A 26396-nucleotide genomic window follows, 5' to 3' on the forward strand; every position below is an offset into this window, starting at 1 on the left:
GGCGGCGATTATAGCGAAGAGCGGCGGCGGCGCACACCTTGGGAGATATTCGGTGGTTGTGCGGGCCCTTCGCGGGTAAACCCGCTCCCACAGGTGATGCACTGCATTCAAAATGCCTCGCTGCACTGTGGGAGCGGGTTTACCCGCGAAAGCCGCAACGCGGTGCCGCAGGCTTCCTTGGCAGCGACGATCTATGCCAAACTCCGTCTCTTTAAGGCTTGCCATCCAGGACTTATGGTTTCCTCTCCCAGCCTCATCCCTAACCTGATCGCCGCCGGCCTTTATATAGCAGCCACCGTCTATCAGGGTTCTTACCTGGCCCAGGGTCGCAAAGCCGACAAGCGGCTGCTGAGCCTGCTCGGCGCCCTTGCCGTGGTCGCGCAGGCCGGTGCGCTGTTCTTCCAGCTGATTACCCCGCTGGGCCTGAGCCTGGATTTCTTCAGTGCCGCCAGCCTGATCGCAGTGGCCGTGATCGCCCTGACCCTGATCGCCTGCCTGCGCATCCCGGTGGAAAACCTGCTGGTGCTGCTGTTCCCGCTCGGCGCGGTAACCGCCTTGCTGGCACAGTTCGCCCCGCCCGGCACGGTCCCGTTGATCAACGAAGAGCCGGGCATCCTGGCGCATATCCTGCTGTCGATCCTGGCCTACGGCCTGTTCACCATTGCCGTGTTCCAGTCGCTGCTGTTACTGCTGCAGGACCGCCAGCTTAAGAACAAGCACCCGTCGGGCCTGATTCGCAACTTCCCGCCGCTGCAGACCATGGAAAGCCTATTGTTCGGCTTCCTCTGGGCCGGCTGGTGCCTGCTGTCGCTGTCGCTGCTGTCGGGCTGGCTGTTCCTGGACAACCTGTTCGCCCAGCACCTGGTGCATAAAACCTTGCTGGCCTGTGTGGCCTGGGTGGTGTTCAGTGTGCTGTTGTGGGGCCGCACCCGCCTGGGTTGGCGCGGCCACAAGGCCATCCGCTGGACACTGGCCGGTTTTTGCCTGTTGATGCTGGCTTATTTCGGCAGCAAGCTGGTTCGCGAATTCATCCTGCATATCTGACGGCCACTTATGGACAACCTGCCGTACGCACCGCTACTCGGCACTCTGGCACTGGCGCTGCTGTGGTCAGCGCTGTTCACGGCAGTGGATGCCGCCCGCCTGCAGCTCAACGGTTCGTTGCGCGCCAATGACGACGGGCAAGCGCCCCTCCCCGCCCAGGCCCTGGTGCTGTGCGCCAGCCTGGGCAAGCTGCTGGTGCTGGGCCTGGCCTGCCTGATCGGGCAGCGCTACAACGGCGAACACGGCTTCTGGCTGGCGGGCCTGGCCGCAACGTTCGCACTGCTGATTTTTGCAGAGTACCTGCCGCGACGCCTTGCCCGGCGCAATCCGCTGGCCTTCGTCAGCCTGGGGGCAAGCCTGCTCAAGTTGCCGCTGGCATTGCTGCAGCCGCTGGCCTACTTGCTCGACGGCTGCGCCAAGCTGTTGCTGCGGCCGTTCCGTGTGCAACCCACGGCCGTGGCCCTGCACCCGCAGGAAGATGACGATTACGACGAGGACGACGCCCCCGAGCCCCAGCGCCTAGGCTTGCTGGACGGCCTGCAGTCGCTGGACAAGATCACGGTCAACGACATCCTTGTGCCACGCAACGAGGTAGACGGCATTAACCTGGACGACCCGATCGAGCGCATCATCGAGCAGCTGATCGTCAGCCGCCACACGCGCCTGCCGGTGTACCACAACGACATCAACCAGGTTGAAGCGATCCTCAACACCAAGCTCATCAGCCACCTGTTGCCCAAGGCCGAGCTGACCCTCGAAAAACTCCACGGCGCCTGCTACGAACCCTACTTCGTCCCGGAAAGCACCCCGCTGCACATGCAGTTGCTGAACTTCCACAAACAACAGCGCCGCCTTGGCGTGGTGGTGGACGAGTATGGCGAAGTGCTGGGTATCGTCACCCTGGAAGACATCCTCGAAGAAATCGTCGGCGAGTTCGAAGAAGAGCACAGCCTGGACAACCCCCATGTGCACCCGCAGCCCGACGGCACTTTCGTCATCGAGGGCACCGCTTCGCTACGCGAAATCAACCGCACCCTGGGCTGGCACCTGCCCTGCGACGGCGGGCCAAAAACCCTTAACGGCCTGGTGACCGAAGCGCTCGAAAGCATCCCTGAAAGCGCCGTGTGCCTGAAAATCGGCCGCTATCGGCTGGAAATCCTCGAAACCGAGGACAATTGCGCCAGCAAGGTACTGGTGTGGACCGTGACCCGATAGCTATACTCGGGTCACGCTTACCCAGCCCCGCCGTCACGCCTGCTACCCGCACCCGGCGCCACACGGCCAGTCCGCCCCACTGACACGCCCCGCGGTCCTGCTTCAACACCCCGAACAGTGCCCGCTCCCGCCCCTATCCCCCTTGGGCCATCGTCAGCCGGGCGAGCAAAAGAACAATGCGCTCCAGCGTTTGCGAAGTTGTGCCTGCCTGGGCACTCGCCACGCGCATGGAGCACGACCAGACTGTTAGGGACCTATTCAATGACAAGCAGCACCTATGCCGAAGCGCCCGCAGCGCCGGTCAACTCGCCTGCGCGCGTAGCCACCGCCAGCTTTATCGGCACCGCCATCGAGTTTTACGACTTCTACGTTTACGCCACTGCCGCCGCCCTGGTAATCGGCCCGGTGTTCTTCCCGTCCGGGTCGGGCACCGCGCAAATGCTGGCTGCCTTCCTCACTTTCGGTATCGCCTTCCTCGCCCGCCCGCTGGGCTCGGCGCTGTTCGGCCACTTCGGCGACCGCATCGGGCGCAAGTCGACGCTGGTGGCCTCGTTGCTGCTGATGGGCGTGTCCACCACGCTGATCGGCGTGTTGCCGGGTTATGACAGCATCGGCGTGTGGGCACCGATCATTCTGTGCCTGCTGCGCTTTGGCCAGGGCCTGGGCCTGGGTGGTGAATGGGGCGGCGCCGCGCTGCTGGCGACGGAAAACGCGCCGGAAGGCAAGCGCGCCTGGTTCGGCATGTTCCCGCAGCTTGGCCCCTCGATTGGCTTCCTGGCGGCCAATGGCCTGTTCCTGACCCTGGCGTTGGTGCTCAGCGATGAGCAGTTCCGCGAGTGGGGCTGGCGTATTCCCTTCCTGCTCAGCGCTGCCTTGGTGCTGGTAGGCCTTTACGTGCGCCTGAAACTGGAAGAAAGCCCGGTGTTTGCCAAGGCCGTAGCCCGCCATGAGCGGGTGAAAATGCCGGTGGTCGACCTGTTTTCCAAGTACTGGCTGCCGACATTGCTGGGCGCGGCCGCCATGGTGGTGTGCTATGCGCTGTTCTACATCTCGACGGTGTTTTCGCTGAGTTACGGCGTGACCACGCTGGGCTATAGCCGGGAAACGTTCCTGGGGCTGCTGTGTTTTGCTGTGGTGTTCATGGCCTTGGCTACACCGCTATCGGCCTGGCTCAGCGACCGTTACGGGCGCAAGCCGGTACTGATTGTGGGCGGCCTGCTGGCGGTGGCATCGGGCTTCACCATGGAGCCGTTGCTGACTTCGGGGTCGACCACGGGGGTGGCGCTGTTCCTGGCCATCGAGCTGTTCCTGATGGGCGTGACCTTTGCACCGATGGGGGCTTTGCTGCCTGAGTTGTTCCCTACCCACGTGCGTTATACCGGTGCTTCGGCGGCGTATAACCTGGGCGGTATCGTGGGAGCCTCGGCGGCGCCGTTCTTTGCTCAGAAACTGGTGAGCATGGGCGGGTTGAGCTGGGTGGGGGGTTATGTGTCGGTGGCGGCGGTGATCAGCTTGATTGCTGTGTTGTGCCTGAAAGAGACGCGTAATACCGAGCTTTGAGTGATTGGGGGCTGCTTTGCAGCCCATCGCGGCTGAAGCCGCTCCTACAAAGATCTGTGTAGGAGCGGCTTCAGCCGCGATGGGCCGCAAAGCGGCCCCAACCATCTCAGATCAGAACTCGACCTTCACCGCCTGCGAAGCACGGGTAGCCTTGGCCCGCGCCGCTTCAACCGACTCATCCCGCGCCAGGCAAACGCCCATGCGGCGCGTGCCATTGATCTCCGGCTTGCCGAACAGGCGAATGGCCGTATCCGGCTCGCTCAGCGCCGCCCCCAGGTTGGCGAAGCTGGTCTGCTGCGACTGGCCTTCCGGCAAAATCACCGCCGAAGCCGACGGGCCGAACTGGCGCACCACCGGGATCGGCAGGCCGAGAATGGCACGGGCATGCAGGGCGAACTGGGACAGGTCCTGGGAAATCAGGGTAACCAGGCCAGTGTCATGCGGGCGCGGCGACACTTCGCTGAACCACACCTGGTCGCCCTTCACGAACAGCTCCACGCCGAACAGGCCGCGGCCGCCCAGTGCATCGGTGACGGCCTTGGCGACCCGTTGCGATTCGGCCAGGGCTTTCGGGCTCATGGCCTGTGGCTGCCAGGACTCTTGATAATCGCCCTTCTCCTGGCGGTGACCTACCGGCTCAAGGAACGTGGTGCCGCCCACATGGCGCACGGTCAGCAGGGTGATTTCGTACTCGAAATCGATGAAGCCTTCGACAATTACCCGGCCCTTGCCGGCGCGGCCACCTTCCTGGGCATAGTCCCAGGACTTTTGCAGGTCGGCATCGCTGCGCAGCAGGCTCTGGCCCTTGCCCGACGAGCTCATCACCGGCTTGACCACGCAGGGGTAGCCCACGTCGGCCACGGCCTTGGCATAGTCTTCGAAGGTATCGGCGAAGTGGTAAGGCGAGGTCGGCAGGTCCAGCTCTTCGGCCGCGAGGCGGCGAATGCCTTCACGGTTCATGGTCAGCTGGGTGGCACGGGCGGTGGGCACAACGTTGAAGCCTTCGTTTTCCAGCTCGACCAGGGTGGCGGTGGCGATGGCTTCGATTTCGGGGACGATATAGTGCGGTTTTTCAGCCTCGATCACCGCGCGCAGGGCCACGCCGTCGAGCATGTTGATCACATGGCTGCGGTGCGCCACCTGCATGGCCGGCGCGTTGGCGTAGCGGTCCACGGCAATCACTTCGACGCCCAGGCGCTGCAGCTCGATCACCACTTCCTTGCCCAGCTCGCCGCAGCCGCAGAGCAGTACACGGGTCGCGGTGGGCGACAATGGGGTTCCGATACGGGTCATTTCAGGTCCTCGAAGGCGTCCGGGGCCGCGCCTGGGTTAGCGCCGCCCGCTGAAAAAGGACCGGTATTCTACACCATCAGCCGAGCGCGGCAGCGCGCCGTGCACGAAATGCCATCGCCAGCCACACCGCCGTGACGCCCGCGAATTTGGAGGCCATGGCCGTGCCGATCACGGCCGGGGTCATGGCGCCGATCATGCCGAAGAAGATGAAGGTATCCACCGGGATGCTCAGCGCCGAACTCAACCACAGGCGGTCGCGCAGAGGCCGGCGGGTGATGCTGAACACCAGCCAGTCGATCAGCTCGGAAATGAAGAACGCAGTGGCGCTGGCGAGGGCAATGGCTGGCTCGGAGGTCACGTACGACAGCACCAGGGCCAACAGCATGGCGATCAGCGCACCGTGACCAAAGCGGGTTTGCACCATGTCACGCAGGATGAACACCAGCCCACCCCAGGCGGACCAGATCACGTCCAGGTGCGGGGCGCTGGAGAAGGCGTAGTTGATCAGCACCACGCTGCTGATGTAGGCGGCTAGATAGAACATTTAGGCTGACCGTTGGGCAATCGGCACAGATTACTTGATTTTGAAGTCAATCGCAGCCGCCCATGCTTCCTACAGGACAATGCCTGCTGCCACGGCGCGCTCATGGCACAGCTTCAAGACGGCCCGACGCTCATCATTACTCATCCTGCCCCACCGCCCGATCTCCGCCACCGTGCGCTGGCAACCCGTACAGATGTCCTGCTCATCCAGCGCACAAATGCTCACACAAGGCGAAGCCACGGCCCGTTCGCGGGCAATCACCTCACTCATCGTCAGCCACCAGCTCCCGCGCGTAACGCTCGGCATTGTGTACATAGTGCGCGGCACTGGCCTCGAGCATGCGTTTCTGCTGTTCGGTCAGCTCGCGTACCACCTTGCCCGGCGAGCCCATGACCAGCGAACCGTCCGGGATTTCCTTGCCTTCGGGGATCAGCGCATTGGCGCCGATGATGCAGTGCTTGCCGATCCTGGCACCGTTGAGGATCACCGAATTGATGCCGATCAGGCTGTAATCGCCCACCGTGCAGCCATGCAGCATGGCGTTATGGCCGACAGTCACGCCCTTGCCCAAGGTGAGCGGCACGCCCATGTCGGTGTGCATGACGGTACCGTCCTGCACATTGCTGTCTTCACCAATGTCGATCAGCTCGTTGTCACCGCGCAATACCGCGCCAAACCAAACGCTGGCACGGGCCTGCAGGCGCACCTTGCCGATCAGCGTGGCGTTGGGTGCTGCCCAACTGGTGGGATGGCTCTCGACCCGCAGGTCGCCCAGGCGGTATTTCATGTGCTTTCCTCACGATTGAACGCAGACGGCGGGGTGGGCCCCACTCAGATTTCGATAAAACGCTCGGGGGGATGATGCAAGCTGATGCCGGCATCGTACAGCAGGTTGACCAGTTCGACGATCATGATCGCCGAAAGCCCCCAGATCTTGTACTCGCCGTAGCGGTAGCTGGGCACGTACCAACTGCGGCCCTGGTAATCGATACGATGGGTGTGGTCACGCGGGTCTTGCCTGAAGAACTCCAGCGGCACGGTGAATACTGCCGCGATCTCGGCATCATTGGCGTGGTATTCGACGTAATCGGGGATCAAGCCGACGAATGGCGTCACTTTCAGGCCGTGCAAAGAAATCAACGGGCTCAAAGGGCCGATGACTTCAACAAGGCCCGGAGGCAGGCCGATTTCTTCTTCGGCCTCACGCAGGGCGGTAAACACCAGATCAGGGTCTTCCGGATCACGACGGCCACCCGGGAAGGCGACTTCACCACCATGGGTAGACAGGCCCTTGGCACGCAAGGTTAAAACCAGTTCGGGCGCTTCGCTGCGGGTGATGGGCAAAAGGACCGCCGCCTCGGGGAACCGTCGGTCGGTTTCCAGTGAAGCCGGTTGGTGGTTGCTCATTCGGCGAAGTAGCTCGTCCAGCATTGCGCACTCTCGTTTCCAAAGCCTGCCTGCATCATGCACCAAAGCCGCGAAGCACCCAAGCCCCGCGCTTGCGGCAACCCTGCCCGGCGCGCCAAGATAGCCCAGTCACAAGGGAAGATAAGCATGAAATTCTGCAGCGCGTGCGGCCAACCGGTCATTCAGCGGGTCCCCGAAGGCGACAGCCGCCTGCGGTATGTCTGCGAACATTGCCATACCATTCATTATCAGAACCCGAACATCGTCGCCGGGGTGCTGCCCACCTGGGGTAGCCAGGTGCTGTTGTGCCGCCGCGCCATCGAGCCGCGCCGTGGTTTCTGGACGCTACCCGCAGGCTTCATGGAGAACGGTGAAACCCTGGATCAGGCCGCCCGTCGCGAAACCGTTGAAGAGGCCTGTGCCCGCGTTGGCACAATGACGCTGTATCAGCTGTTCGATTTGCCGCACATCAACCAGGTGCACGTGTTCTTCCGCGCCGAACTGGCCGACCTGGACTTTGCCATCGGCATCGAGAGCCTTGAGGTGCGTTTGTTCGAGGAGCACGAGATACCGTGGGGCGAGCTGGCTTTCCGGACCGTCACACGCACACTAGAATGCTACTATCGCGACCGCATCGGGCAGCACTACCCTCTGGGCCATGAATACCTGCCACCGATGAACGTTTCGCCCACCACTTAATGCCTGCAGGATACCGTTTCATGCGCTGGTTGTTTGCCCTTATCTGCCTTTGCGTTACCTCGGTGTCCCAGGCGGCCTTCACCGAAACCATCATCCGCAAGCCGTTGCCGCCGCAGACGCAATCGCAGCAGGCCATGCAACCGTTGATCGACAAGGTTTTGGTGATCAAGTCCGAACGGCGCCTGCAACTGATCAGCCGCGGTGAGCCGCTGAAAACCTACCGCATTTCCCTGGGCAAGCAGCCCAAGGGCGCCAAGGAACGCGAAGGCGACAAAAAAACCCCAGAAGGCCTGTACTGGCTTGACTGGCGTAAGGAAAGCGACAAATTCAACCTGTCCATGCACATCACCTACCCCAACATCAGCGACGCCGCCCGTGCCACCCGCGATGGCGTAAGCGCAGGCAGCATGATCATGATTCACGGTACGCCGATCAACGATGAGTACCCGGAATGGTACTTCCACACCCTCGACTGGACAGACGGCTGCATTGCCATGCGCAACTCGGACATGCGCGAGGTCTGGGACCTGGTGCGCGACGGCACACTGATTGAAATCCGCCCCTGACTATCCGTCGATGCACCTGAAGTTGTAGGAAGCGTCCCACCAAACTTCTTCCACACTCCTACGCTCGCGTAGGCAGCAGACTGCATCCAAACGAAGGCCTTAATTTTTAGCATCCACGCAAACGAGTACTTGAACTGTACGACCTTTGCGGGGAGCTTCAATGCCGTGCCGAGCCTGCCACACCCTTGCCTGCTGCCTTGCAGCCTTGCTGGCCATGCCTTCGGCGTGGGCGAACGACCCCGCCAGCCAGCAACTGCGCGACCAGCAGCAATCACTGCGGCAGCTTCAACAGCAACAGCGGCTTGAACGCTGGCAGCGGGCGCCATCCCCCGACACCGAAGAGAGCCCCACCCCTGAAACCACGCAAGACAGCCGCTGCTGGCCGGTCAGCGGTGTGCGCCTTGCGGGTAACCAGCGCCTGAGCACGACAGCACTTGAGCCCACGGTTCGTGCCTTGGTGCAGCCGTGCATGGGCATCCAGGCCATCAATCAGCTGCTCAAGGCCATCACTCAGGATTACGTGCAAGCGGGCTACCCCACCAGCCGCCCTTACCTGCGCCATGCGCCCCACGATGGTGCGCCGTTGGACATCGTCATCGTCGAAGGCTTCGTGGAGTCCGTGGAACTCTCCCGCGAGTTGCCGCTGTCGTTGCGCAGTGCCTTTCCCGACGTGCTTGGGCACCCTCTTTATCTACCCGAACTTGAGCAAGGCCTGGACCAGCTCAACCGCCTGCGCGCCTATGAGGTGAGTGCCGACCTGATGCCCGGCCAGATGCAGGGCGGTACGCGGGTCATGCTGCAGTCGCAACAGGTCGCATCACGCTGGCACCTGGACAGCCGCTTCGACAACCGTGGTAGCGAGCTGACCGGGCGCCACCGCGTAACCCTCGGCCTGGGTATCGACAGCCCGTTCGAACTCAACGACGACCTGCGCCTGTCGCTGAACACCACAGCCATCGATGCCCCCGGCAGCAGCCAGGGCGCCATGCTGTATTACAGCCTCCCCCACGGCCCCTGGACCTTCACCCTAAACGCCAGCCAACTGCGCTACGACGCGCCCCTGCAGCAAACCCCACTGCACAGCAACGGCGACAGCAGCTACCAAGGGCTGAGCGCCGAGCGCCTGCTGTGGCGCAACCAGCGCGGCATGGTCAGCGCAAGCGCCCGCCTGGACCGCAAAAAGCTGATCAACCGCCTGGGTGACAACGTGATCGGCCTGCAAAGCCCCACGCTCACCACAGTGGAAGCCGGGCTCAACCTGCTGTGGCTGGACAACGGCCTGTGGAATGCCTACCTCGGCGTCGCCCAGGGCACCGGTTGGCTGGGCGCCGATACGCCCTTGCAGCGCGCGGACGCCCCACGACCAGACTTTCGTAAGTACCGCGCCAACCTGCTGCACCTGCGCCAAGGGCCTGCCAACTGGCCATGGCGCTGGCAGAGCGAACTGGCCCTGCAATACAGCAGCGACGTGCTGCCGGCCATCGAGCAAATGTTGCTGAGCGACGACTCCGCCGTACGCGGCTTTCGCCTGCACACCCATGCCGGCGCCAACGCTGCCGTCTGGCGCAACACCTTCAGCCAGGCACTGCCACGCTCCCCGCAACTGCGCCCCTACATCGGCCTCGATCATGGCTGGGCTCGCCTGGCCACAGGTCAACCTTCCCAGCGCCTGATGGGCGCAGCGGCGGGCATCGAACTGAACCTGCCACAGAGCCGCCTGCGCCTGGACTTCCAGCGCGCCCTGTTCAACAGCGCCCTGCCCCGCTCACAACTGGAACCCGGCTACTGGGTGCTGGAGTGGGCCTTGAGTATTTGATTCACCCACAACAAAGAGAACGAGAAAATGCAAACACTCTCGCAATTACCTTCGATCCGCCCTGATACCTTGCGTTGGGCCATCTTCCTGGCAATGCTCGGCTCTGCCAGCGCGCTCGCGCAGGGAGGCCTTGAAGCAACCAACGGCCCCGGGGGCATGCCCTTGATCAACCAAGGCCACGGGGTGCCGGTGATCGACATCGTCGCCCCGAACAGCAGCGGCCTTTCTCACAACCAGTTCCTTGACTACAACGTCGGCAATGCGGGCGTTGTCATGAACAACGCGCTGCAGGCCGGGCAGTCTCAACTGGCTGGCGCCCTGGCCGCCAACCCGCAGTTTCAGGGCCATGCAGCGTCGACCATCCTGAACGAGGTGGTCAGCCGCAACGCCTCGCTGATCGCCGGCCCGCAGGAAATCTTCGGCCGCCCCGCCGACTACATCCTGGCCAACCCCAACGGCATCACCCTCAACGGCGGCAGCTTCATCAACACCACGCGTGCGGGCTTTCTGGTCGGTACACCGGAGCTTCAGGACGAGCAGCTCAAACACCTGAATACGCTCAATGCAACCGGCACGCTGCAAGTGCTGGGTGGCGGGCAGAGCAATGCCGACGGTGCGCTGGACCTGATTGCACCACAGGTGAACAGCAAAGGGCTGCTGCTGGCAAAGCACGACCTCAACGTTACCGTTGGCCGCAACCGGATCAGCCGTGACGATGGCCAAATCATCGAACACCTGCCCGGCACCCCGTCGAGCATTGACGCCAACCTGTTCGGGGCCATGCGCGCCGGGCGTATCCGGGTGGTCAGCACCGCCGAAGGCGCTGGTGTGCGCATGGGGGCGGTGGATGTGAATGCCGGGCAAGGCATCGACATGCAGTCGGCTGGCGCGCTGGAAATACGTGGTAGCGCCGAACAGCCCGGGCGTTTGCACAGCGAGAATGGAACGTTGCGACTTACTGCCGCCGATGACCTCACCCTGAGCGCAGTCGATGGCGTGGCCAAAAGCATCGACATAAAAGCAGGCAAGGCCCTCACGCTTGACGCCCAGGCACGGGAAAACATCGAACGCGAACGTGACAACTGGAACAAAAAGTTCCTGTTCGTCACCCGCGAAACCTATGACCGCGAGCGCACCACCACACGCCGCGAGCTGCGTGGCACTCAACTCCAGGCTGTCGACGACATAGCGTTGCAGTCGGGCGGCGACTTGACCATGACAGCCGCCAAAGTCGAAGCAGGCGGCGCCTTGAGCCTGGACAGCGGTGCCAACCTGAACATTCTCGCTGGCACCGAAAGCCAGCGTATCGAAGAGCGCATTCGCCACCGCAAAGACCTGTGGCGCGGCGACAGCGACACTGACCAGTTTCAGGAATCGGCCAAGGGCAGCGCCCTGAATGGCCAACGCCTCAACGTCAAGGCCAAAGGCGACTTGACGGTCAAGGGCAGCACTATGAACAGCCAAGGCGACATCGCCATCAACGCGGGGAAAGTCGACATCGGCACCGCGGCACTGGAACAGCGCGGCACCCAACGCAACTACCGGGGCGACCTGGTTTCCGGCACCTTCTTCGGCGACCGCAAGGGCAATGACAGCGAAGGCCAGACCCTGGCTGGCAGCACCGTGAACGCGGGCGGCAAACTGGACGTAAGCGCTGAGCAGGTCACCATCAAAGGCAGCAACGTGCATGGCAACCAGGATGCCGTGCTCTACAGCGAAAAAGGTGCCTTGGCTATCGAGGCCGACCACGGCAGCCGCACATCAACCGACCGCAACAGCGACAGCAAGCTGTTCGGGCTGATCGGCAGCAAGCACGAGAGCACCACGCAGCAACAGCAGGTGCTGGTCAGCGATGTCAGCTCGGCCAGCAATCTGCGCCTGGCCAGTGCCGATGAATTGCGCGTCCACGGTGCCAAGGTCGAAGCGGGTGGCCATCTTCAGGTTGAAGCCAAAGGTGACTTGGTGGTCGACAGCGTAGCGTCGGTTGAAAGCACCGAGACCAGCAGCCAGCGACGCCACCTCACGGGCCATGCCGGGCAGACCCAGGATGCCGAGGACGGCAAGCCCGGCTCCCGCCAGTACGCCGCAGGCCTGGCCTATGAAGTAACCAGCCGCACCGGCAAACAGCAACAGACCACGCAAACCGCCAGCGAGCTGAAAGGTGCGACGGTCAGCCTGAACAGCGATGCGAACCTGCAGGTGAACGGCTCTCGGGTCGAAGCCACGGCGGGTGACCTTGATGTAAAGGGTAAAGAGGTCACCCTTGGCGCCATCCGCAACGAACGCGAATCCACCGACACGCTGACCGAAAGCGGCGGCGGCCTTACAGTCACGGCCGGCATCGACCGTGTGGGCAGCCTGTTCGAAGGGCATCACAACCGCGAAGTGACTACCGAGCGCGACAGCAAGGTGCAAGGCAGCGAACTCATGGCCAAAGGTGACCTGCAGCTGAATACCGACAAGCTGGTCACCGAGGCCACCCGCGTCGAAGCAGGCAAGGCCCTGAAGATCGACGCCAACCACATCGAGAACCGAGCCGTGCAGGACATCGAGGAACGTGACGTACAGCGCAATGACTGGTCCGGCAGCCTGGGGGCGAGCCTGGAATACCGCGACCTCACCCGCCCCATCGAACGCTTGGTGCAAGGCGATGAAGCCCCGCGCTTTCAGCAAGGCTCGCCGGAGGATGCCATGGTGGCCCCCAGCGTCGGCGCCGACATGACCATCGCCCACCTCAAACGCCTGGAAAACCAGCGCCGTGGTATCGCCCAGGTCAGCGAATTTTCCGGTGCATCGGTCGAGGTCAAGGCAGGCACCCTCAATGACCAAGGCACTGCCTGGCGCGCCAATGCCGGTACCCTGAAGATCGATGCACAACAGCACACCCTGCGCGCAGCCGAAAACACTCATCAAAGCACCGTACAAAAGCTTAACTACGGCGGCGACCTGCGCGTCGACACCAGCAGCGGCAGCGACCTCAACGTTCGCGTCGCTGGTAATGGTGGCTCGCTGAACACGCAAACCGTCAGCAGCAATGCGGTGGCCGGTAGCCTTTATGGCCAGCAAGGCATTCAGGTTCAACTAGGAAGCGATGGCCAGTATGAAGGCACCCGCATCAACGGCGGCAAGGGCGATGTGGTGATGCACAGTGACGGCGCGCTGTCGCTGACCCAAGCGACAGACCACCTCAAGGAAATGTCACGCCAGCTCGACGGCAACGCCTGGGTAAAAGTCGGCAACCGCCCGGGCAGCACCGGGGTCGACGGCCGTGGCTACCTCGACCATGCCCAGCGGCAAAGCGCGCAAGCCATTGCCCAGGTTTCGCAAATCGACGCCAAAGGCGCGGTGCGCTTGAACAGTGCAGGTGACCTGCTGCTGGAAGGCACGCGCATCGGTAGCCGCGATGCCAAGGTGGGCGACACCACCCTGCAAAGCGGCGGCCGCCTGCAGGTCACGGCTGCCAGCAATACGCAGACGGCCAGTGGTGGCAACCTTGGCGGCGGGCTGGAGTTGCTGGTAAAAACCGGCACCACTCAAGGCGGTAGCGTGGGTGGCCATTTCAGCAACGGCAAACAGGATGAAGACGCCCGCCAGGCAGTGAACGCGCAAATCGAGAGCAAGGGCAAACTTACCCTCAGCAGCAGCGCGCGCGAGGATATCGCCGTGCACCTGGAAGGCTTGCAGGCCTCGGCAGAGCAAATCGACATTCAGGCCAACAGCGGCGGCGTGCTGATCGAAGCCTCCTCCGACCAGGACCGCCGCAACAACCTCGACATCACCGCCGGCGCAGGCTTCGGCATGGTAACCGGCGCCACCAACACCCGCAGCCTGCACGGCCGCGCCCAGGTCGACCTCGACAAACGCAACAACCACACCTGGAACGCCAGCAACCTGCGCGCCGAACACATCGACCTGCAAAGCCGCGGCGACACCCGCATCGAAGGCGCCAGCCTTGAAGCCGGGCGCATCACCGGCGACATCGGTGGCGACCTGCGCGTGGCCAGCCGCAAGGACAGTGTTGATATCGTGACCGTCAAGGTGGATGCCCGCCTTAGCCAGGAAAAAAACCCACAGGGCTACGTCAACGCCGCCACCTCGCTGGCAGGGCCTTTTGCCGGCAAGGTCGGCGACAAGGCCAAGTCATCCCTGAGCAAAGTGGACCCCAGCTTTTCGCCCACCCTTAACGTTGATGTCTCCCACGTGAAACGTGACAGCGTCGCGCAACAGACAGTGCTCAATGGCAGTGACGGCATCGACCTGCAGGTGGGGGGTGATGCGCTGCTGGTGGGTGCACGGTTGCAGTCGGCCATGGGGGCGGCAGCGCTGAAGGCCAATACGGTGACCAAAGAGACACTGAGCGGCAGCGATTATCGCCGGGATGTGTCGGTGGATGTGTCCAACTCGCTGGCGGACTTGGGGACGGCGATTGCCGAAATGACCAAAGGCAAAGGCGCGGCGGATGGGGAGCAGGCGCTGGACCTGGGGTTGGTGCGTACCAGTGGTCATAACCGGAGTGAGCAGTGGGTTTCGGGGGTGCAGGGTAAGGCTAATTGAGGTGGGGCTGGCCAACTTTTGAGAACAGCATGTGCAGGCCACGTTGCGGGCGGACCGACGTCTCGGCAAGCCGAGCCTGCGCATGCAATATCTCCGGGCCTCCTCAGCTCCCGCGATTACGGGCGCAGCTTGGGCAGGCTGCTGATGGGCCGTGCGCCAGTCCTCAACTGCAGTGAGGCAATAGGCCCGGGTTAGAACACACAAGAGCTTGCCGGCAGGAGTTACGAGGCCAATTGTCAAGTATTGCGGCCCATTGCGTCGTAGCCGAAGCAACTGTTGAGCTTGGCTTGAGTACAGTGGACATCGTGGTATCTAGATGTAGGTTTCTATCCACTCATTCCCACTACTCAGTTCGCGCCTCTTTACCTTACAAACACCCTCAACAAATCCGAGCGTTATTTTGAATGTGGCGCGGAGACCTTTTGTTTTTGTAATTACGACAGAAACTTCACCACCTTCTGATTCAAGAGCAACGACCTCATCATTATCCAAGTCATATTCAGGGTGGTAACCACAAATCAAATTTTCCACGCGTTCATAATTTCTACCTAGCTCAATTACGTGACTTTCGAAGATTATTTTCAAATCTCGCCGCATCCGCTGATCCAAATCGTCACTCACGTCGACAGCTGAAAAACCTTCAATGGATTCAGCGTAATACTGAGCTTCCCACTTAAACATCGCGGAAACAAAACTCTCGAGAGCCGCCAAGCAAGCTTCGTCAATTCTAATTTCTGAATACTTTGCCATCTACAAGCCCACCGTCCCTAAATACGTTATAAGATATTTTGGTTGGCCGCGTACCACCGACACCATATTGGAATATCAGCTCAACATTAACCGGCCCCTTTTCGAAAACATCTTTAGCAATTTGCCTTTCAAAATCCCTAAACAATCCACGGTTGACCTTGGAAAACTGGGGAAACACTCCGTACGTACCACCAGAACCTCCGAGCAGCTTCCCAATGATGTGTCCCGCGTCATCATCTGGATTTCCCATCATTCGGGCCCACGCCCTCGAAGACGCATTTGTAGCAGTGCCCGTCCTCAAATCTGCCTGCGTGATCGTAGCAGTCGCTCGCAACGGCTGTCCGGCAGGGCCTCGTGTCACGTTCGTTGAAACACACCAACCGAGTGGGTCCAACCAGCCATTTGAGTTTGGTGCGTAACTGTAGAAATTCTCTCCTCCTGAGAGACCTATCGGATCTTGAGTGACAAATCGCCCGACCTCAGGATCGTAATACCTAAACGTGTTGTAGTGCAGCCCCGTGTCAGCATCGTGGTACTGCCCCTGAAAACGCAGGTTCTGCTCCACCTCCTCGACGACCAACTGCTCCAACTGCCCCCACGACCGATACTTCGCCTGCCAGACAATCACCCCTTCGCTGTCCGTCAACTCCAGCGGCGTACCAATCTGGTCGGTATGAAAGTAGTAGACTTTTCGCTCGTCGCCTTCGGCTTGATCAACCCGCGCCAGCGGCGCATAACTGCCCGGTTCATACAGATACAAGATGCTCTGCCCGGGCGTTTCTTCCCTTAGCATCCGCAGCCCGTGCCACAGGAAGTGCTTCTGCTCCGGTTGGCCTTCGGTCTGGCCCCGGCGTTCTACCTCTTTCGCTACTCGACGGCCCAGGCTGTCATAACGGTATACCCCGCTACTTTCCCACCGCCCTTCCACATACCTGTCCGAACGAGTCAGCCGGTTTTCGCAGTCGTACTCCAGCTTTGTGAAGCTGCCGCGCCCGTCCCCTTTCTCGATCAGGTTGCCCCAGGGGTCGTAGCGGTACTGCTGATTGCGCAGTTCCCGAAGGCGGTTGTCCTTGACCTTGGCCAGTGGCCGCGCATCGAAGTCCAGCCGGTTGGCGGCGGGGTCGTAGCGGAACTCTTCGCTGTCCAGCAGCGAGCCGGTGTGTTTGCTGTGCAGGCGGCCGTTGGCCTGGTAGGTGTAGCGGGTTTCGCCGCGTAGCTTGTCCAGCGTGCGGGCCAGTTCGCCGGCGGCGTCGTACTGGTAGCGGCGGTGGATCGGGTTGTAGGCATGTTCCACGTAGAGCGACGGGTGGATGCCGGGGTTCTGGATTTGCGAGAGCTTTTCGGCCGGCAGGGTCGTGGCGTATTGCCAGGCCTTGCGGCCCATGGCGTCGTAGCCGAAGCAGCTGGTGAGCTTGCCCTGGGTGCGGTAGACCTCGCGGTGCAGGTCGTCGCGCTCGAAGTCGCTGATCACCTGGCCGTCGAGGTTCAGCTGGTGCAGGTGGCCGCTGCCGTAGTACAGGTGGTTGAGCGCGCGGCCGTCCGGCAGGGTCAGGGTGGTGAGGTTGCCCAGGCGGTCGTAGGCGTATTTGAGTGTGCCGTTGGGGGCAATTTCCTCGGTCAGGCGACCCATGATGTCGTAGGCATATTCCAGCTTCTCCCGGGTCACGCCACGTTTCCGCGCTGTGTTGGTCGGTTCGCGCTGGATGCTCAGCAGACGGTCGGCCGGGTCGTACTCGAAGTCCAGCCGGGCATCGTCAGTGACCTTGGCCAGCAACCGGCCAATGGCATCGCGTTCGAACAGGGTGCTGCGCTCGGGCCGCTCACCCTGGTCGCCACAGCCGACCTCATCCAGCCGGGTCAACTGCCCGGCCACGTCGTAGCTGAAACGGCGGGTCAGGTTGTCCACGCGGATTTCTTCCGTCAGCCGGTCCGAGGCGTCGTAGGCAAAGCGGTAAGTGGCGTGGTTTTCGTTGACCAGCGCGGTCAGGCGCTGCGCGTGATCGTATTCGTAACGCACCCACTCGCCATTGGCATCCTGGCGGCTGCCCGGCAGGCCGCGGGAGGTGCGTTGCAGGCGGGTGGTCTGGCCTTTGCCGTCGGTGTGGGTCAGCACCTGGCCGAGCGCGTTGTAGGTGAAGGCTTCCGCCGTACCGTCGGGGTGGTCGATGCGCAGCACTTCGCCGTCGGGTTTGCGCTGCAGGGTGGTGGTGTGGTTGAGCGCGTCGGTCACGGCGACGAGGTGGTGGCGGTCGTCGTACTGGTAGTGGGTGCGTTTGCCCGAGCAATCTTCAAACCGCTCGACCTGGGCGTAGGCGTTCCACCACAGGTAGCGGGATTTGAAGTTGCTGTCGATGACCGTGTGCGGCAGGCCGTCGTCGCGGTTGAGGTACTGGGTTTTGTTGCCCAGCGGGTCGATCTCGGTGATGAGGTTGCCCTGGGCGTCGTAACGCGCCTGCCACACGCTGCCGTCGGGGAAGCGGGTTTCGCTGATCAGCGGCGTGCCGCGGTGGTACTGGTAGCGGATGCTGCGGCCAAGCGGGTCGGTTTCTTCGACCAGCCGGGAGAGTTCGTCGTACTTGAGCGCGAGCAAATTGCCGTCGGGCAGCTGGATGCCGACCAGGTTGCCGGTGGCGTCCAGCGTCATGGCGTAGTGTTCGCCGCCAAAGTCCTGGCTGGCGATGACGCGGTGGTCTTCGTTGTACTGCACGTGCAGCACGCGGCCCAGCACGTCGGTGGCCCAACTGCTGCGTTGCTCGAAGTCGTAGCTGAAATGGTAGCGCTCGCCGTCGGAGGTCCAGTGCTCGACCACGCGGGGCTGGCCGGCCAGGGTTTCCCAGCGGTATTCGCAGATCAGGCCCAGGGCATTGGTGTGCCGGGTCATGAGCTGGTCGGTGTAGGCAAACTGGCGTACCGCGTTGCCGTTGCGGTTGATTACCTCGTTGAGCTGGCCATGCTCGTCGTAGCGGTAGCGCACCAGGGTTTCGACGGCGTGGTCGGCCACCACGCGCTTGACCTCGGTGAGCCGGCCCAGCGGGTGGTCGTAGTGCAGGTGCACGCGCACGGCGCCGGGGGCGGTGATGTCGGTCAGGCGGTTTTCGGCATCGCGGGTGAAGTGCAGGTAGTGGCCGAGGGCGTTTTCCACCCGCTGCAGGGGCACGGCGGTGTTGTTGGCGGGCACTTCGCCGAAGTAGAAAAACACGTTGTCGAGGGTTTGCAGCAGGTAGTGGCCGCCCTGGGTGCGCACCAGGTGAATGCGTTCGTGGGGGTTGTAGATGCTTTCGCCGGGCTGCAGGTCGATGAACGGGACGCTGCGGCCCTGGTTGTCGGTGTGGTAGACGAAGCTGCCGCTGCGGCGCAGGGTTTGCTCCCACGGCAGGATCCAGCCTTGGCCCAGCACGCTGGGGGCGGTCAGGTCGCTGGCGTAGAAGCGCGACCATTCGATGGGCATCAGGCCCGGCAACACGAAGTCGGTTTCGTTGGCCAGCAGCTTGCGACCGCGCGTCAGGTCGACCGGGTTGCCCAGCAGCCCGCCCATGGCCCGCTCCACGGCAGGGCCGATGATGTAACGCCCGGCCAGGTAGCTGGCGGCAATGGTGGCACCCACTTGCAGTGCACAAGGCCCGGCTGCCTTGAGGCCGGCCTGCTTCGCCAGTTGCCCGACCGACCACACCGAGCGCCCCAGCGAGGCCACGACCATCAGGATGTCGACGGTGATGCGCAGCGGCTGCGGCACTTCGTCATCCACCGACAGGTAACGCTGGGTACCGCCACCAATGAACACATTGCTGGAGCCACTGGCAATGCTGGCGCCGCAGGTGAGCTTGTCGCCTTTGCGCGCCGCTGGCACCCCGTTGATGAAGACGTTGGACGAGCCTTCGGCGACCAGTGGGATGGGGTGCTGTTCGCACTTGGCCGTGCTCAGGGTGGCGTGGGCCGCATTGCGCCCGTTTATAAACACATTGGGTGAGCAGCCAATGCGCTCGATTTGCCCGGCCGGTGAGCGGTTTTTCATGCCGAGCGATTCGCCCAGCATCGGCAACGCGCTGGCGCCGATGCCGATGACCGCCGCCAGCAAAATACCGCCAAAACCGGCGGTGCAGAGGGTGAAGGTCGCCGCCGTGACAATGGCCAGGCCAATCACGGCACCGACCAGGAACCCGGCCAACGCCCCACTGTGTTCGATTTCGTCGTGTAACCGCGCAGCTTCGAACATGGCTTCAGCCCTGCATGGTGTTGAGCGGGTGAGGCTTGAAACTGCTCAACAACGCGCACCAGCTGTCGTTTTGCTGGCTGCTGAAGTCGGCCTGGCTGGTGAGGGAGAACACCAGAATGCGCCCCGGCGCTACCTCGAAGGCGGCCTGCCGTTGGTAGAGGGGCCTGCCTTCCTTCAGGTAGTAGCCATCGACCTGGATGCCGGCCAGCGGCTGGCTGGTCGAGAGCTGAGCGGAGGTTTGGCTGAGAATGGTGTAACCGCTAAGTTTGGATGCAATCAGCTTCACCTGACGCTGGACGTACGCGTCCAGGTCTTCGCCCTTCAACAAGTCATCCCGCGAGAGCGTGACGTTTTGCGGCGCAGGCATGCTGTCGCCCAGGATGAACAGGTTGACGGTGCGGTCCAGAAAGCCTTCTGGCAGCGTGAGAGTGCCTTCCTGCAGTAGGTAGTCCATTGCGTGCAAATTCCATGAGAACGTGAAAAGGGTCGGGCTTTACTGGGCAGTCACGCCCGCGAGCATGGCGTCGAAGGCGATCAGCCAGTCGGCGAGCTGCGGTATGTGGGGGTCGATTACCGTGAACACGCTCAGCCATTGGCGCGCGTTGCCATCAGCGGCATCGATGTGGCTGCAAGCCGCACGGCCGTGACGCGGCACCTGGCCAACCCTGAACTGGTAGTCGAGGCAGATGGCCGGGTGCCCTGCCAGCAAGGTTTCGGCCCGGCGCACCACGGTGATGTCACCGTGGTGCTGGCGAAGTTTTTCAATGAACTGGTCGACTGCCTCACTCAGGCTCAGGCCCTCGGCCACGCAGCGGCGGCGGGCACCGATGGCAACCTGACAGCCCGCGAACTCAAGCGTGGTTTCGAAGCGGCGGAACGCGAACCCCGTGGGTATCAGCAGATTCAAACCGGCAATGCGCAGGGCATTCTGCTCAAGGTCCAGTGCCAGTTCCGGCGGTGGCGCGTTGCGCGCGGCTTCAGCCGCGAGCCGCTCTTCCTCGGCTTGCTGGCGGGCGCGGGCCTCTTCGGCTTCTCGGTACTGCCAGAGCCGGTCGTAGATATTGCCTTTGCTCATCACCGCCCCTCACTCGTTGAGATCGACGCGGTCACCTTTGACGAAGGTGTTCCGGCCCAGAATGTCGATCTTGTCCGCTTCGAGGGTGATGCTTCGGGGGGTGAGCTTGAGGGTGCTGGTACCCACCTGCAGCAGGATGCTTTCGTGGGCGCTCACCTGAATGAACTGCTGGTCCACTTGCAGGGTGTAACTGCCTTCTTTCACGTTCACCCGGGTGTCTTTACGGATCACTTCGGTGTGCACGCCCCCGACGGTGATCGTGCGGTTGTTGCCCACCCCATGGGTTTCGTCGCACTCGACTTCCGTGTCCAGATTGCGCTCGGCATGCAGGCTGACCTGCTCGGCGCCCGTCTTGTCTTCAAAGCGCAGAAAGTTGGCAGTGCCGCCATTGCCCTTCAGTGAGCGGGTCAGCAAGCCACTTTGGGTCTTGTTCGCCGGCAGCGCCCACGGCGGTGTATTGCTGCTGTTGTAGACGCTGCCGGTGATCAGTGGCCGGTCGGGGTTGCCATCCAGGAACAGCACCACCACCTCATCGCCCACCCGTGGCAACTGGATGCTGCCAAAACCCCCACTGGCGCCGGCCTGCGCCACCCGTACCCAGCACGAACTGGCGGCGTTGAAATCGCCCAAACGGTCCCAGTGGAACTGCACCTTCACCCGACCCAATTCGTCGGTGAAGATTTCTTCGCCCGGGGGGCCAACGACGATGGCGGTCTGCGGGCCGTGCAGCGTCGGCCGGGGCGTGGCTGCCTGCGGGCGAAACGGGATTTTCGTGCGTATGCAGCTGAAGGTGTTGAAGTAGCTGGCTTGCTGGCCGCTGAGGTAGTTGTTGTGGCCTTCGCACTGCACGCGCAGCAGCAGGAAGGCGCGGTCCGTGTGGTGAGCCGGGTGCTGCAGCAACTCGAAACTGTAACCGGGGCGCATGGCGCGGCAGTTGCTGGCGCCTTCGAACACCTTGGCCTGCACTTCCAGTGCTTCGAGGCGCTGGCGCAGCAGGGCTTCGCCGTCGTTGTAGCTGCCATGGGTGTACTGGCCAGGGTCGTAGACTTCCAGGCGCTGCACATCGCCTTGCTCGTTCACGCTGCGCATCGTCACCGGCAGCCGGTTGCCGGGCTGGCGGTAATCGAAGGTTTGCGCGGCCAGGCTGCCGGATTGAACCTGGCGATTGCCGCTCCAGCGGGTGATGGCGTCGGCCGTTTCAGTCACCGCATTGCTGTGAAAGCGTACTTGGGGTTGCTCGGGGATTTCGCCGAGCTGGCGGGAGTCGTCAGCAATGACCAGGGTGTGGCCTTCGGCATCGTGTTCGAAGTAGTAGAACATCCCCGCCTGCTCCAGCAGGCGGTGCACGAAACTGAAATCACTCTCGCGGTATTGCGTGAGGTACGTGTGGCGGGTGTGTTCGCGGCCCAGGTTGAAGCGGTGGCGGGCGTAGTGCGGGTACAGGCTGAAGATTTCCCGCAGCACTTCTTCCACGGTGCAACCCTGGAAGATGCGTGTATCAACACGGTGCTTGAGCAGCGCTAGCCATGGGCTCAAGGTGGCCCCGTAGCGGTCCACGGCGCCATCGCTGCCCAGGCTGGCAAAACGGGTGAGATGGCCATTGATGAAGCGCGGTGCAGCGTTGGCCAGTTCGATCTCGATGCAGACTTGCTGGCCGATCATCGATTTGAGCGGCATCTGTGCGTGGCTGCTGATCAGTAGCAGGTCGTACTCAAAGGCCTGTGACAGGGCTTCGACGCCTGTGAAGCTGTCCAGCAGCAGGCTCGCCCCGGTGTCGGCAGGGTGGTGAAACTTGAACAGCCGGCGGTGCTGGGGGGTCAGCTGTGCGACCAGGTCCATGATCATTACGCACTCCTTGGCACGTTCGTACTCGAAGGAGGCGGAGGTTAGTTAAAGCGAAATTGACTGGCAATAAACACTTTTATCAGGCTAATCACTACGAAAAGACATTTCCTACAGAGCAATTCACTGCATCCTACACAAGCAGACGGATACGGCTCTGGACCGAAAATCTCACAGCTGCAACCAGCTCCCCAACGGCGAGGGTTTCAGCCGACCAAGCAATCAACGAGCGCTTGCCTGCGTAAGCGAGTCAAGCCCACGCTTACCCGAGTAATCGAAGCAAGCAGTTACAAAATGGCTGTAAATCACCTACCTACCACTTCACCTCACGCTGCCCGGAGGTCGCTTGCGGCCCCAGCCATTGCCCGCCACGCAGCGCCGGAAGCAGCGCCGCCTCTGGCTGCACGGCAAACGTCACCTGCGCCCGGCGCGCCAGCAGGTCGGCATCCAGTTGCATTTGATGCTGCCCCTGTTGCTCCAACTCCCCGCGCAAGCGCAAGCCTGCTCGGCAATCCAGCTCTAAGCCGCCCTGCCCCAAACCCAGCGACCACGGCTCGCTCAACGCCAGGTCGGTCACCGTGATGCGCCCCTGACTGGCTGTACATTGCCGGCCAGCGCCCTGCACACGCACCTGCCCTTGCCATTGCCCGGCCAATCGATAATCCGCCCGCACAGTCTGCCGTGAGCCAAGCGCGATGACCTCGCCCCGCCAGCGCCACGGCCAGCCTTCGACGCGCACCTGCCACCCCTGGCCTTGAAAACCGGCTTGAACGTTCGCCTGCAAGCGCCACGGCTGCACTGCCCAGCTCAGCGGCCCGACAGGGCCCCATTGCCGCGCCTGCCCTTGCCACACACTGCCGCTTGCATCATCCAGCGGCAGGCCAATGGCACGCGCCACCCACGACGCCGGCAGTTCGATCAGCAGCGTCAGGCTGAATACGAGCCCCAGCCATACCCGCCCCCAACGACTCATGGCTGAAGCACCACGCTGAAATGCAGGCCTTTTTCACCTCGCTCCAGCCCCCACTGCAGCGGCTGCGCACCTTCGGCCCGCAATGCCTGCAACCAGCCTTGCAGGGCCTGGTCATCCGGCACCTGCCCGCGCAGTTGCCACTGTTTGCCCTGGGTATCGACCTCGGCCAAATCCACCCGCCGCGCCTGGGCTGACTGGTTCAGGCGCTCCAGGCTCAGGGCCGGGCCAAGGCCCTGCAGCATGACCGCCTGTTCGGCCAGCCCACGCCACAGGCTGAGATCTCGCCACTGCGCCAAGCCTTCGCGTACCGACAAAAACACCAGCAGAACGCCAATCAGGCCCCACGCCAGCCAAAGGCGATGGTGTTGAATCCAGCCCCGGCTCATGTCGCGGCTCCCAGGTCGAATACCACGTGCGTGTTGTTTTGCACCTGCACCACGGCACCGGCTGCGGTGGCCATGTCAGCCCACGGTGGCGCATTCCCTTCCCCCTGAAGGTTCACGTGCCAGCGCTGCCCATCAAAGCGCACCGCTTGCAGGCGCCAGCCGGGGTTGCCTTGCAGCCAGGCCTGCAGGCGGGCCTGCAAGTCATCGAGCTGGCGCAGGCGCAATTGCTGTTGCAGTGACGCTTCGCGCAGGCGCCGGATGGCCTGGGCAGCCTCCCGTGGGTTGGCGTGCTCGCCCGCCACCGCCAGCACCTGAGCTTGCCAGGTTTGCACCTGGCGCCACTGCTGGCCGGCCCACAAGCCGCCCCACACCAACGCCAACAGCAGGCAGGCTGCAGTCAGGCGGTGCTGAACACGCGAAAGGGTCGGCACCGCCCATGCCCGACGGGGGCGTTCGGTCAGGCTTTGCAGCGTGTCCAGTGGCGCCAGTACAGGTGGCCAGTTACCCGCCAGTGGCGTCATGCGCAACGCAGACCAGGGTTGTTGCGGTTCATCGCCCAACCTGTGGGGCCAGGCCAGCCAGTGCACCTGCCCAGCCTCACTCAACCCTTGATAAAGGCTCATGCCAGCCCCCCGCTGCCACTGCCAACCGGTGCCGGGCTCTGGCGCCGGGAGCAACTGGAACTCGGCCCAGCAACGCTCTACGTCCAACCCCCAATCCACGCACTGCTCACGCCAGGTGTGCAGCGATGCCCGCGCCACCGTCAACAGGCGCAGTTGCCCGGCATGGCGGGACAAACACGCGCACACCACTTCATCGGGGTTTTGCTGCAAACGGTCTTCCAGCAGCATTGGCCATTCATCACGTTTCAACCCCGGTGGAGCGGCAAGCTGAAAATGGCTGCAATGCTCGCCCGGGATCACCAAGGCCACCCGGGCATCGAGGCTGGCCGGTGGCTTACCGTGCCCTTCCCGTTGCGCCTCGCCCTGCTCCACCAGCAGCCAGCTCCACACCTCGCCCGGGCGCAGCAACATCCAGGGCCGAGCCGGCGCGCGCCGCCGCCAATCACGTTTCATGAGCGCCCCCAAGGGAGTTCGAAGGTGCAGACATAGGGAGCTCCATCACGCTGCAATTCAAGACGCACACCCCGACCGGGGTGTGCAGGTTGATCAGAAGGCCAAGCCAGCCAGCGGCCGCCCTGGTGGTAAAGCACGTTCATGGCACTGACCCGCTGCAACTGCTCACGCAGCACCCAACGCGGTTCGGCGGCGGCGTACAGGTCTGCCGAACTTTCCAGCACCACGCGTTGTTCGCGGGCATCGAAGCGCAGGCGCTGACGCTGCAGCCGCGAGCCGCCCTCGGCTTCCGGCAGCGCAGTGCTGGCCACCCACAACAGCTGCTGGCGGTCGGGCTGCCAGTCAAGCCATCGGCTGGCCAACGGCAGGCGCTGTTCGTAAAGCCGCCGCAGCACGGGGCTGTCGAAACGCCGCTCCAGGGCAAGGCAAAATTCCAGCACGCCTGCCTCCCGCTGGTTCACCTGCAACCGCTCGCGCACGTTGAGCCAGCTGTTGACCAATGCTGCGAGCATCACCCCAAGCAGTGCAGTCAACGCCAGCGCCACCATCAGTTCGATCAGGGTCAAGCCCGCCTGGCGACGCTTCATGGCCGCGCCAGAAACACGGTGTACTGGCCCAACGGCAGGCGTTGGTCGCGGTCGGCGAACAGTTGCATCTCGCCACGGCGCAGGTCGCGCACACCGGTACGCCGCAGTTGCATGTGCCAATGGCAGGCCTGCCCGCCCTGGCTCAGCACGCCCTCGGCCTGATTGCTGGCCGGCCAGAACTGCTCCACTGCAAACCGCGCCTGCAACTCGCGGGCACACAGCACGCCAAGGCGATGCTGTTGCACGCTGTCCTGCACAGCCAGGCGCTGGCGCAACACCTGGCTGGTGATTACCGCCAGTACGGCGGCAATGGCCAGTGCAACGGTCACTTCCAGCAACGTGAAACCCTGTTGCTGGCGCCTCATTGGGACACCACCAAGCGGCCCTCGCGCCCCCATGTCCAGCGCTGGCTGCCTTCGGCCCAACGCCAATTGACCGCCCCGGGCGCTGCCCAGCCGTAGGGCGTGAACAGCAGGCGCGGCTGGGTACTGGGCGGCCAGTCCGGGCGCACGCCTTTGGGCCAGTTCGATATGGCGCTTTTCTCCACCACCCACTGGGCGCCTTCACGCCGCACGAACTCGGGCCGCTGGCCGTTCCAGCGCAGGCCACGCAACTGACCGGCATGCCGGGCCAGTGCACCTTGGGTACGGGCCTGTGCGGCCAATTGCTGCAGGGCCTGGTCGACACTGGCCTTGCCGCTGTCGAGCGATGCCACGGCAAGCCCGGTCATGAGCCCGGCAATGGCCAGCACCACCAACAGTTCGAGCAGGCTGAAGCCGCGCTGGCGCTGCATCAC

At 63.0% G+C, this 26396-nt stretch carries 23 protein-coding genes; 7 read left to right on the top strand and 16 right to left on the bottom strand.

Annotation, left to right across the window (positions count from 1 at the left end):
• The first annotated feature begins 234 nt into the window (after positions 1 to 234).
• The 3 genes from PVV54_RS20790 to PVV54_RS20800 all read left to right on the top strand — a co-directional run bounded on the left by PVV54_RS20790 (position 235) and on the right by PVV54_RS20800 (position 3819).
• On the top strand, positions 235 to 1044 hold the full coding sequence (locus PVV54_RS20790; RefSeq protein WP_274907035.1) for a cytochrome C assembly family protein: 810 nt from the start codon (positions 235 to 237) through the stop codon (positions 1042 to 1044).
• A gap of 9 nt (positions 1045 to 1053) precedes the next feature.
• A complete protein-coding gene (locus tag PVV54_RS20795; protein ID WP_274907036.1) occupies positions 1054 to 2259 on the top strand; it encodes a transporter associated domain-containing protein in 1206 nt (401 codons plus the stop codon).
• Positions 2260 to 2520: 261 nt separating this feature from the next.
• Complete coding sequence (locus tag PVV54_RS20800) at positions 2521 to 3819, top strand: MFS transporter (RefSeq protein ID WP_274907037.1); 1299 nt, start codon at positions 2521 to 2523, stop codon at positions 3817 to 3819.
• Positions 3820 to 3930: 111 nt separating this feature from the next.
• On the opposite strand, the gene purT is transcribed toward PVV54_RS20800, so the two are convergent.
• From purT to PVV54_RS20825, 5 genes are all read right to left on the bottom strand, one after another.
• Complete coding sequence (gene purT, locus PVV54_RS20805) at positions 3931 to 5112, bottom strand: formate-dependent phosphoribosylglycinamide formyltransferase (RefSeq protein WP_274907038.1); 1182 nt, start codon at positions 5110 to 5112, stop codon at positions 3931 to 3933.
• Positions 5113 to 5188: 76 nt separating this feature from the next.
• Complete coding sequence (locus PVV54_RS20810) at positions 5189 to 5656, bottom strand: VUT family protein (protein ID WP_274907039.1); 468 nt, start codon at positions 5654 to 5656, stop codon at positions 5189 to 5191.
• Between the two features lie 69 nt (positions 5657 to 5725).
• A complete protein-coding gene (locus PVV54_RS20815; protein ID WP_274907040.1) occupies positions 5726 to 5926 on the bottom strand; it encodes a DUF1289 domain-containing protein in 201 nt (66 codons plus the stop codon).
• A complete protein-coding gene (locus PVV54_RS20820) occupies positions 5919 to 6443 on the bottom strand; it encodes a gamma carbonic anhydrase family protein (protein ID WP_274907041.1) in 525 nt (174 codons plus the stop codon). The genes PVV54_RS20815 and PVV54_RS20820 overlap by 8 nt, the downstream gene beginning before the upstream one ends.
• Before the next feature lie 44 nt (positions 6444 to 6487).
• A complete protein-coding gene (locus PVV54_RS20825; protein ID WP_274907042.1) occupies positions 6488 to 7087 on the bottom strand; it encodes a CoA pyrophosphatase in 600 nt (199 codons plus the stop codon).
• A gap of 123 nt (positions 7088 to 7210) precedes the next feature.
• Here PVV54_RS20825 and PVV54_RS20830 point away from each other — a divergent pair, with 123 nt between their 5' ends.
• From PVV54_RS20830 to PVV54_RS20845, 4 genes are all read left to right on the top strand, one after another.
• Positions 7211 to 7762: an NUDIX hydrolase gene (locus PVV54_RS20830; protein ID WP_274907043.1), complete on the top strand. Its 552-nt coding sequence runs from the start codon at positions 7211 to 7213 to the stop codon at positions 7760 to 7762.
• Positions 7763 to 7782: 20 nt separating this feature from the next.
• Entirely contained in the window at positions 7783 to 8328 is a 546-nt protein-coding gene (locus PVV54_RS20835) for a L,D-transpeptidase family protein (protein WP_274907044.1), read from the top strand.
• Positions 8329 to 8488: 160 nt separating this feature from the next.
• Positions 8489 to 10144 (top strand): ShlB/FhaC/HecB family hemolysin secretion/activation protein, encoded by a 1656-nt coding sequence (locus PVV54_RS20840; protein ID WP_274907045.1) that lies wholly within the window; start codon positions 8489 to 8491, stop codon positions 10142 to 10144.
• 27 nt (positions 10145 to 10171) lie between these two features.
• Positions 10172 to 14698 (top strand): hemagglutinin repeat-containing protein, encoded by a 4527-nt coding sequence (locus PVV54_RS20845; RefSeq protein ID WP_274907046.1) that lies wholly within the window; start codon positions 10172 to 10174, stop codon positions 14696 to 14698.
• 312 nt (positions 14699 to 15010) lie between these two features.
• Here PVV54_RS20845 and PVV54_RS20850 read toward each other — a convergent pair whose 3' ends face one another.
• From PVV54_RS20850 to gspH, 11 genes are all read right to left on the bottom strand, one after another.
• Positions 15011 to 15448 carry an NTF2 fold immunity protein gene (locus PVV54_RS20850; RefSeq protein WP_274907047.1) on the bottom strand — a complete coding sequence of 146 codons (438 nt, stop codon included), beginning with the start codon at positions 15446 to 15448 and terminating at the stop codon, positions 15011 to 15013.
• A complete protein-coding gene (locus tag PVV54_RS20855; RefSeq protein WP_274907048.1) occupies positions 15426 to 19661 on the bottom strand; it encodes an RHS repeat-associated core domain-containing protein in 4236 nt (1411 codons plus the stop codon). Before PVV54_RS20855 ends, PVV54_RS20850 begins: the two co-directional genes overlap by 23 nt.
• 4 nt (positions 19662 to 19665) lie before the next feature.
• Positions 19666 to 20115, bottom strand: coding sequence for a DUF1795 domain-containing protein (locus PVV54_RS20860; protein WP_274907049.1), 450 nt, complete (start codon positions 20113 to 20115; stop codon positions 19666 to 19668).
• 39 nt (positions 20116 to 20154) lie between these two features.
• A complete protein-coding gene (locus PVV54_RS20865) occupies positions 20155 to 20736 on the bottom strand; it encodes a hypothetical protein (RefSeq protein ID WP_274907050.1) in 582 nt (193 codons plus the stop codon).
• 9 nt (positions 20737 to 20745) lie between these two features.
• On the bottom strand, positions 20746 to 22581 hold the full coding sequence (gene tssI / locus PVV54_RS20870) for a type VI secretion system tip protein TssI/VgrG (RefSeq protein WP_274907051.1): 1836 nt from the start codon (positions 22579 to 22581) through the stop codon (positions 20746 to 20748).
• Positions 22582 to 22891: 310 nt separating this feature from the next.
• Positions 22892 to 23551 carry a general secretion pathway protein GspN gene (locus PVV54_RS20875; RefSeq protein ID WP_274907052.1) on the bottom strand — a complete coding sequence of 220 codons (660 nt, stop codon included), beginning with the start codon at positions 23549 to 23551 and terminating at the stop codon, positions 22892 to 22894.
• On the bottom strand, positions 23548 to 23937 hold the full coding sequence (gene gspM, locus PVV54_RS20880; RefSeq protein WP_274907053.1) for a type II secretion system protein GspM: 390 nt from the start codon (positions 23935 to 23937) through the stop codon (positions 23548 to 23550). The genes PVV54_RS20875 and gspM overlap by 4 nt, the downstream gene beginning before the upstream one ends.
• Entirely contained in the window at positions 23934 to 25013 is a 1080-nt protein-coding gene (gene gspL, locus PVV54_RS20885) for a type II secretion system protein GspL (protein ID WP_274907054.1), read from the bottom strand. Before gspL ends, gspM begins: the two co-directional genes overlap by 4 nt.
• Entirely contained in the window at positions 25010 to 25600 is a 591-nt protein-coding gene (locus PVV54_RS20890) for a type II secretion system protein (protein ID WP_274907055.1), read from the bottom strand. Before PVV54_RS20890 ends, gspL begins: the two co-directional genes overlap by 4 nt.
• Positions 25597 to 25965 carry a type II secretion system protein GspI gene (locus tag PVV54_RS20895; RefSeq protein ID WP_274907056.1) on the bottom strand — a complete coding sequence of 123 codons (369 nt, stop codon included), beginning with the start codon at positions 25963 to 25965 and terminating at the stop codon, positions 25597 to 25599. The genes PVV54_RS20890 and PVV54_RS20895 overlap by 4 nt, the downstream gene beginning before the upstream one ends.
• Positions 25962 to 26393, bottom strand: a complete 432-nt coding sequence (gene gspH / locus PVV54_RS20900; protein ID WP_274907057.1) for a type II secretion system minor pseudopilin GspH — start codon at positions 26391 to 26393, stop codon at positions 25962 to 25964. The genes PVV54_RS20895 and gspH overlap by 4 nt, the downstream gene beginning before the upstream one ends.
• Positions 26394 to 26396: the final 3 nt, after the last annotated feature.

The organism is Pseudomonas sp. PSKL.D1 (assembly GCF_028898945.1).
Taxonomy (GTDB): domain Bacteria; phylum Pseudomonadota; class Gammaproteobacteria; order Pseudomonadales; family Pseudomonadaceae; genus Aquipseudomonas.